This is a genomic window from Flavobacterium sp. (assembly GCF_050696275.1).
Taxonomy (GTDB): Bacteria; Bacteroidota; Bacteroidia; order Flavobacteriales; family Flavobacteriaceae; genus Flavobacterium.
In genome coordinates, this window is sequence record NZ_JBOGUT010000053.1 from 1 (window position 1) to 7,987 (window position 7,987).

8 protein-coding genes are annotated in these 7,987 nt (G+C 34.3%); all 8 read right to left on the reverse strand.

All coding sequences use genetic code 11. The annotated features are described in order from the left end of the window. Positions 1–285: 285 nt before the first annotated feature. From ACRDEC_RS16670 to ACRDEC_RS16705, 8 genes are read right to left on the reverse strand one after another with little or no spacing between them, the layout of a single operon-like run. Positions 286–789, reverse strand: a complete 504-nt coding sequence (locus ACRDEC_RS16670) for a hypothetical protein (protein ID WP_431499502.1) — start codon at positions 787–789, stop codon at positions 286–288. Between the two features lie 7 nt (positions 790–796). Continuing rightward, the gene (locus tag ACRDEC_RS16675; protein ID WP_431499503.1) at positions 797–1,771 is read right to left on the reverse strand and encodes a hypothetical protein; all 975 of its coding nucleotides are present in this window, start codon (positions 1,769–1,771) and stop codon (positions 797–799) included. Further along, positions 1,755–2,276: a hypothetical protein gene (locus tag ACRDEC_RS16680; RefSeq protein WP_431499504.1), complete on the reverse strand. Its 522-nt coding sequence runs from the start codon at positions 2,274–2,276 to the stop codon at positions 1,755–1,757. The genes ACRDEC_RS16675 and ACRDEC_RS16680 overlap by 17 nt, the downstream gene beginning before the upstream one ends. Then, on the reverse strand, positions 2,269–3,456 hold the full coding sequence (locus ACRDEC_RS16685; RefSeq protein WP_431499505.1) for a hypothetical protein: 1,188 nt from the start codon (positions 3,454–3,456) through the stop codon (positions 2,269–2,271). Before ACRDEC_RS16685 ends, ACRDEC_RS16680 begins: the two co-directional genes overlap by 8 nt. Beyond that, positions 3,456–5,372: a type II secretion system protein GspD gene (locus tag ACRDEC_RS16690; protein ID WP_431499506.1), complete on the reverse strand. Its 1,917-nt coding sequence runs from the start codon at positions 5,370–5,372 to the stop codon at positions 3,456–3,458. The genes ACRDEC_RS16685 and ACRDEC_RS16690 overlap by 1 nt, the downstream gene beginning before the upstream one ends. A 3-nt stretch (positions 5,373–5,375) precedes the next feature. Further along, positions 5,376–6,779, reverse strand: a complete 1,404-nt coding sequence (locus ACRDEC_RS16695) for a GspE/PulE family protein (RefSeq protein ID WP_431499507.1) — start codon at positions 6,777–6,779, stop codon at positions 5,376–5,378. 2 nt (positions 6,780–6,781) lie between these two features. Then, a complete protein-coding gene (locus ACRDEC_RS16700) occupies positions 6,782–7,264 on the reverse strand; it encodes a prepilin peptidase (RefSeq protein ID WP_431499508.1) in 483 nt (160 codons plus the stop codon). A 1-nt stretch (position 7,265) separates the two neighbouring features. Continuing rightward, positions 7,266–7,700, reverse strand: a complete 435-nt coding sequence (locus tag ACRDEC_RS16705; RefSeq protein WP_431499509.1) for a type IV pilin protein — start codon at positions 7,698–7,700, stop codon at positions 7,266–7,268. Positions 7,701–7,987 lie beyond the last annotated feature (287 nt).

Here is a 7,987-nt window from a genome sequence, read left to right on the forward strand (position 1 = left end):
AACTTCGCATGAATGATGTTGTTCAACAACTAATTTTACACATTCAAGCTTTAATGCAAAATTATACTTGACTTTTCTTTCCATAAAAATACCCCCAAATAGTGTCTAACTTTTTGGGGGCAGTGCACAAAAGTTAGGATTTTTTTATGCCGTATATTTTTTGAAATGTATATTATGGCCCTGTAGCAAAATTTTTCAAAATATTTTTTTGCAACAAGAAAAATACAACTGCACATCAATAAAAAAGCCACTCAATCGAGTGGCTTTTTTATATTCTTTAAATATTTACTGTGCTAAATGCACCATTTTCTTCTCTTTGTTAAAAAAGACTTCTACTGAGTCATTGTAAACTTTTTTAATAAACAAACCATCAATTTGATCATTCTTTCTTAGTTTGTAAAGCTTGCTTCCTATTTTAACCATAATAAGTTCATCTTTTTTCTCTTTCGACTTAATATAACCGTAATAATGTACTTCCGGCCACATTATCACTATTTTAGGTTTTACAAATCGCGGCTGCGGAACCACCATCTTTTTAGGTAATGCCGGTTTGGGTATCGTAGGTTTTGCCGGTTCAACACTTTTATTCAGAAAAGGATCTCTGGATATGGTTTCCAGTTTAAAAGTATCTTTTTCAATTTTACTGATATTAAAATCGGCCTGACCTTGAGCATCATTTAAAGCGATTTCATTCGAAAAGAAATACTGACTGACAGCCTTGTAAGCCACAGTTCCCCAAAGCCCTAAAACCACCATTATCAAAGCAATATTTATTTTCTTTTTTGACATTACAAATCTAATTTAAAGTAAACTTGCGTATTACGCTTGGTACACTTACATTTCCTGCTTTATCTTTCGCCAGCACTTTCCAAAAATATACTCCTGCCGTATTGAACGATTGAGAAAAAGTAGTTGAAGTCACATCTGTGGATTGAAAAGGCTGAGTTGCAAAATTATCATTGGAAAATTGAATCACATAAGTAATTGGAGACATTACATTCCCTGAATCCGATGGAATTACCCAAGTAAATGTAATTGATGTGTTTGCTGCTATTGGCGAGCCATTGTCCGCCGGAGTTGAAGTTGGTACAAATCCAGGCTGGTTTGGCAGTACTCTGTCAACAGAAAATCTTCTGGATGCATATTGCTGCGTTTCAGTAGCGTTGGCACTGTTTTTAGCTTTAACTCTCCACTCGTAGATTCCGTCAGTTAAATTCGGATTGTTCATAGTTACTGATGTCCCAGTAATAGCTGGGTTAAGAAATACTTGTTGTCCGTTTGATACATTTATCACTTCAACGCTATAACTTGTGGCATTCACCAGCGTTAGCCAATTTAAGGTAACATTGGTAAAATTTACATAGGTATCATTATCTGGAGCTGACAAAACAACCTGCTGATTAGTCAAATCGTCGGAAACGATCATAGAAAACGCAGATTGAACAGAATATGTCGATTGGTAAGCAAAATTCTCTCCTCTTACCCGCCATTGATAATCTCCTTCCGTTAAAGGGTATGTCAAATTGGTTTTGTTTTCTACTAATGAATCTAGAACAACAATCTGGTTGTCACCATACACCTGCACACGGTATTTATCTGCACCTTTAAGGCTGTTCCATTGAAACTTAACTACATTACTTTCTATTTGCGCTCCGTTTAAAGGAGAAATAATCTGGATAGTGTCATTACTGATATCGTCTTCAAGGATATCTTCGCAAGAGAAAGCAATTAGCGCAATTGCAAACAGCATTATTTTATTTATTGTTTTCATAGTTTTGAAATATCATTTTTAAGTGTAAAACTTCAGAGTTATTATTTTTTTTAGTCGTGTAAAAATTCATGCTGACAATTCTGGAAAGATTGAAATTTTTTTCAAAATCATACCCTAATTGTAAAAGCGGATTGGTTCCTCCAGTCACATCAAGCTGGTTAGTGACTACAGTGTAATTCTCATCGGAAAAAACATGAATGGACTGTAAATCGTTTATCGATACATTTTGTTTTTGAGACGCAAAACTCACCAAACCCTGTTGTACCATTTCTTTGGAAGTTCCTTCTTTTCCGATTATTTTGTCCAGATACGCCACATCTTTTAACAATCCGTCGGCATTGCTGGATTTACTATTAAGCCCTTCTATTTTTGTTGTCATTGATTTATACTCGCCGATTACTTCAAATAATGTTTTGAAAGATCTTTTGTATGCCGTAATGGAAAGCATCACAAAAATTACAACAAGCGCCGTACATTTTTTCTTATAGGAATACTGCTCAAACATTTTTTATTGTAATTTTTATTTCAAATTGCGATTTGTTCTTCTTATCCTTTCTCAGGCTTATGATTTCAAAATGTTCAATCCAATCCATTTTTTTCAGCCCTTCCATCCAATTGTTAAACGAAGATTCATTAAATGTTTCTCCTTTAACCGATATCGTTTTGGATTCGAAAAGCATCTTTTTATTTGCTTTGACTTCTTTATTGGCGGGAATGATATTAACTTCATTCAGTGACAAATCAGATGGAACGCTTTTCATCAGCTCGTATCCGTAATACGAAAGAAACTTAGACGATAAATACCCTGATTCTTTTAGTATATTGATTTTATTCTCCTTTTGTTTCTCCAAATCCAGAATCTTTTGATACGACTGATTGGAATATACACTCTGAAGATTGAGTTCTGCATTTTTTGAACCGTAATATTGTATCAAAAGATAGCTTGTCAGCAAAGATACCAAAAAGCCGATAAGCATGGCAGCACCGAAATAATTGAACGCTCTTTTATATACTATTTCTTCAACATTTAAAGTATCGTTTTTTGTTTTTGATACTTCCGGTTGTTTTAGAAAAAAATGCAGTAAAGCACCGTACAATGGCAGAACTTTATTTGTGATATTGTCTTTTTCTATCTCATAACTCTCTTTCTTAACCGGTTCTATAGGTTTTGAAAAATCGAATAATTTTTCCTCTTCAAAATCCAGCAATAAATCCCCGGAAGTTATAGTATCTTTTTTTATTGCATTGTACAATAACGCGGACAGGAAAGATCCGATATAAATGTCAACAATCTGAAAATGGCTCTTTTGAAGCTTTAAAATCGTTTCGTCTACCGTATTTCTTCTGCTGAAACTGATGAAATTATTTTTACCGCTTTTTAAACTTGTATGGTATATTGTAGAATAATCTATGTTTTTTTGCCAGTTAATATCGGATTCATTGTCAAAATCGATTTTTTTATTCAAAACCCCTTTTCCGTTAATTACCAGAATAACCGGTAGCTTTGCGTCTGTTTTGCTGATTAAATCATCGAAGGTTTTAAAAATCCTCTGGGCAACAATATCAATTTTGCTTCCTTTTTTCTTAATAGTAAGCACATTGTAGCTTTCGCCATTATCATTTTTAATGACGCCAACAACATGAAGGCTGTTAATTTTAATTATTTTAGATAAAAATGCTATCATTAATAGACCACCGTTGGTTTAATGAAAATATGTAATTTGGAATTGTTTTTTCCTTTTTTTCTACTGCTGAAAAACCATTTTATAACAGGTATTCTGGACAATAAAGGAGTTCCTGAACCTGAATCTTCTTTTCTTAATTCATCCAATCCGCCTAATAAAATCATTTCGTTATTTTTGACTCTTACCAAAGATTCGAATTTCTGAGTGGCTTTTCCAGGAGGCGCATTTTCACCTGCTCTTCCTAAAAAGGAACTTTTCTCTACCGAAATAGTCAGGGTAACATTCTCATCAGTGGACACAAATGGTTTTATACTTACACTCAGATTTGCATCGGTAGATTTCCATGTTCCAGATTGAAGAATGTCGCTGCCAATACCGCCATTATTGATTAATCTGTTGTTTTGTTCGAAATAATAACTGGTTTCTCCAATAGCCAATTTGGCTTCGTGTCCGCTAATGGTCGCTATTTTTGGTGTTGATTCTACTTTAACAATAGAATTGTTTTCCAATAGTTTCAGATTCATGTAAAATGACTCAGTCACTTTTCCTAATTTAAAAATTCCAAAGCCGTTAAAAGCACTGATTAAGCTATTTACCGAAGTAGCATTTAAATTTATGTCTGCTGTAGGGAAAAGTACTCCGCTTGTTTGTTGCTTATTTAACTTGTCCAGGCCGGCTTTCATTCCCGTTTGAATATCATGTCCTTTATTGTATTGCACAATGATTACCTCAATCTGAACCATTGGCACTACTTTATCAATTTGTTTGATATACACTTTCAGTTCTTCAAGAGCTGTTTTCGAACCGGATACAATTAATCCGTTTAGTTCTATGAACTCTTTGATTTCTAATTTTTCTGTGAAAATTTTAGGCAATGATGCAAGAACGGATTCAATCGAGCGGTTTTCAAGCTGAATCATTTCTGTAGCTCTCAGGCTTTCAGTAGCCTGCTCTCCAATCAGATACAGATTATCCTGCTTGCGGTACGTGTATTTTTTCCCTTTGAAAATATTGTCTAATAATTCATCAAACGTAATATTTTCAGCAGAAAGTGATGTTTTTTCATTTTCAGGCTTGTTGTACATGAAGTAATTGATGTGCAGTTTTTCAGCAGCTTCCGTTAATAAATCAGAGGCATCTGCGACATTTGCTTTTACGGATAGAAACCCGGTTTTATTTAATTCGACTTCATAATATCCGGGAGCATCCTGACTGACTTTTGCTTGCTTGTTTTTCTGCGAATTACTGCCTGATGAAGCATTAAGATTGTTCGGATCTTTATTTTTCTCGATAAAATAGAATCCGTTTTCATCTTTTGTGGCAATTAAATCATTTGATTTTGCCATCATTTCGATAACCTGATCAAATGGTCTGTTCAGAATATAAGAGGAAACTTTTAAATTTTTAATATCCGGCGCCAAAACAAGGTTTTTCCCAGATTTGTCAATGATTGCTTTTGCTACTGACGGTATCGAATCGTTCTCTAATTTAACCGATAAAAAGTCGTTTTGCGGATTGTAATCGACATCAATAACCTTTGGAAGTTTCTTTTCGATGATTTTGACTTCTTTTCTTTTTTTGAACGTAATAATGTTATTCATAAATCCAACTTCCAAATCGTATTTTTGGACCAGGTGAATAAAAACATCTTTTACGGTGACATCAAAAAAATTATTGACTACTGTTTGCGTTAAATCGATATCAACATCAATATTCAGTTGGTGTTCTTCTGCAATGGAAGAAATAAAATCATGTAATGTCAATCCTGAAACATCAATTTTCAACACTTCATTAATCCCTTTTTTCTGCTTTGCCAATTCGTCGAATTTTCTTCCTAACTCATTAATGTCCTGTTGGGCAAAGGCAAAATTGGTAAGTAAGAAACCGATAAGTATGTAGGTAAATTTTTTAAACATTATTTATGCGTTAATTAAAATAGAATATATTTCTTCCAATGAAGTTTCTCCTTCAGCCAAAATATCGAATGCCTTGGCTGACAATGATTTATAATTTTCGTCGTCTTCGAATAATTTTGTGATTGTATTGTTTTTTATGGCTTCTGTGATTGTATTGCTGATCGTTAAGACTTCATAAATAGCTCTTCTCCCTTTATAACCGGTGTGAAAGCATTTATTACAACCAACCGGTTTATTGTATTTGGAAATTTCATACGGAAATTCAAAGTTCATTGGAAAATCCTCTTTGTGAGATTCAGTCTCTTTTTTACAGTGATCACAAAGTTTACGTACTAAACGTTGCGCCACAGAAAGGTTCAGAGTTTCTGCAATCAGATAAGAAGGTACTCCCATATCGATTAACCTTGAAATTGTACCAATTGCCGAATTGGTATGTATGGTTGACAGTACCAAATGCCCTGTTAAAGAAGCACGAATGGCCATTAATGCGGTTTCCGAGTCACGGATTTCACCCAGCATAATAACGTCGGGATCCTGGCGCAAAAAAGATTTTAAGGCCGAAGCAAAAGTCAATCCGATATCTTCTTTAAGTTGTACCTGATTGATGCCTTTCAGCGTATATTCGATAGGATCTTCTACTGTTACTATGTTTCGTCTGGAATCATTCAGCAAGCGCAGAGTGGCGTATAGCGTGGTCGTTTTACCGGAACCTGTCGGGCCGCTAATTAAAATAATCCCATTAGGTTTCTTTACTGCTTCCAGATAATGTTGTATCTCTTCTTCCTGAAAACCAAGTGTGCTCAAATCGATATTTGAGGCATCTTGTCCCAGCAAACGCATTACAATTTTTTCACCAAACAACGTAGGCAGAATAGAAACCCTTATATCGAACGATTCGTTAGTGATACGCCCGTCTTGCGGCAGTCGCTTTTCAGTAATATTCAATTTCGATTTTATCTTAACCTTATTGACTAATTCAAGATAATTGTCTTTTTCCACTTTATAACGTTCAATCAGCTGGCCATCAATCCTAAAACGGATCCGAGCAGATTCTTCATATACTTCAAAATGAATGTCACTGCTTTTTAATGATTTGGCTTCCGTGAGTAAATTTTCAAGAAAATCCCCTTTTTCAACATTAAGTGATTTGTTGGAATTAACATTTCTTTCTTTTCGGTAATAAATAGAAAGCGCTTTTTCAATTTCGGACGAATCGATAGGTGTAAATGCAATATTTTTCCCCAGAAAAAGTTCTAATTCATCTTTTATGTCCTGATTGCTATGACTGTTGTCTACATACAATTCGATGGAATCATTCGTCACGTTTTTAGGCAGGATTCTGTAGTGATTTGCTAAGTCGTTAGAAATGCTGAGCAGGTTTTCAGGAAGGATTAGAATTGGTTCCATAATTATAAAAGTGTCATTTTTTGAAAATTAAACACTACATCTTTGAAAACAACTAAGATTAAAAATAAAGCCGAAAATCCCGCTAACGGAACAGATTCATGCTTCATGAATTTCTTCAATCCTGTTTGCATGACAATCGCAAAAACCATTGAAAGTATAAAGAACAAAATGTATTTCTGAAGCAGAAACAAAGGAGTTATGGCGACATAAAACAGCAGATCTCCTAATCCGAAATAATTCTGAAAAGGGTTTAGAAATTGCTTGTTTTTTAGGCTCATATATAGGGTTAACACACTTAAAGTGATTACAAAAAAAGAGAGGTTGGCTCCGATAATTTTAAAAATGAAATGATTTTCCCGGTTAATCAGATAAAAAGAAGAAGAGAAAATTGCGATAGGCAACGCCACATGAATGCGTCTGTATTTCCAGTCCTGGAAGAATACAATTACCAAACAAAGCAACAAGCCTAAAACAATTAAATTCAAGTTATTCTTTTGTTACTTCTGTTAGCATTTTTTTACTGTCGATTTCCCATGTATTAAAACTTCCGTCACCGTCAAGGTCGGAAACAGCTGTAGCTTTGGCCGCAAAAGATTCACTCGAAGCTTCGGTAATTTCGATTTTATATACGGCCTGTCCGCCTTCATCAACGGTAGCTTCCTGTTCAAAACCTAATTCTTCTAAACTGTTTGAATATTTTGAATGTCGGTAAAAATAGCTTTTCTCCAAGCCATATACCTGATTTAGCATTGCTTGTGCCTCAATCGCTTTAGCCTGACTGATTACCGAAGTCTGGTTTGGCAATACCATCAGAAGCAAAATACCGATAATGCATAAAACAATCAATATCTCAGTCAAAGAATATGCCTTAACTGATGCTTTTTTTATATTTTGTAACTGCTTAACAATTAGCTTTTTCATACCGAAAAATTTTGTGTGCAAATAACCAATTTTTTTTTGAAATAGTATAACTATTTTATGTAAAAAATAGGAAAATTCAGGCCGAAAAAAACAGAATCGAAAAACACCCTCATTACTAGGCATTTTCGTGCCGTTTTTTGCTATTTTTACTATTGAAATTCGGGCAATAATTACCGAATTATACATTTTTTACAATTTAAAAAACGCTCTTACCTATAATAAAATAAGGCAATTAAGTCCTGTTTATTACTATCCTTTTGGAATGCTGGTACCAAACCGTTTCGGGT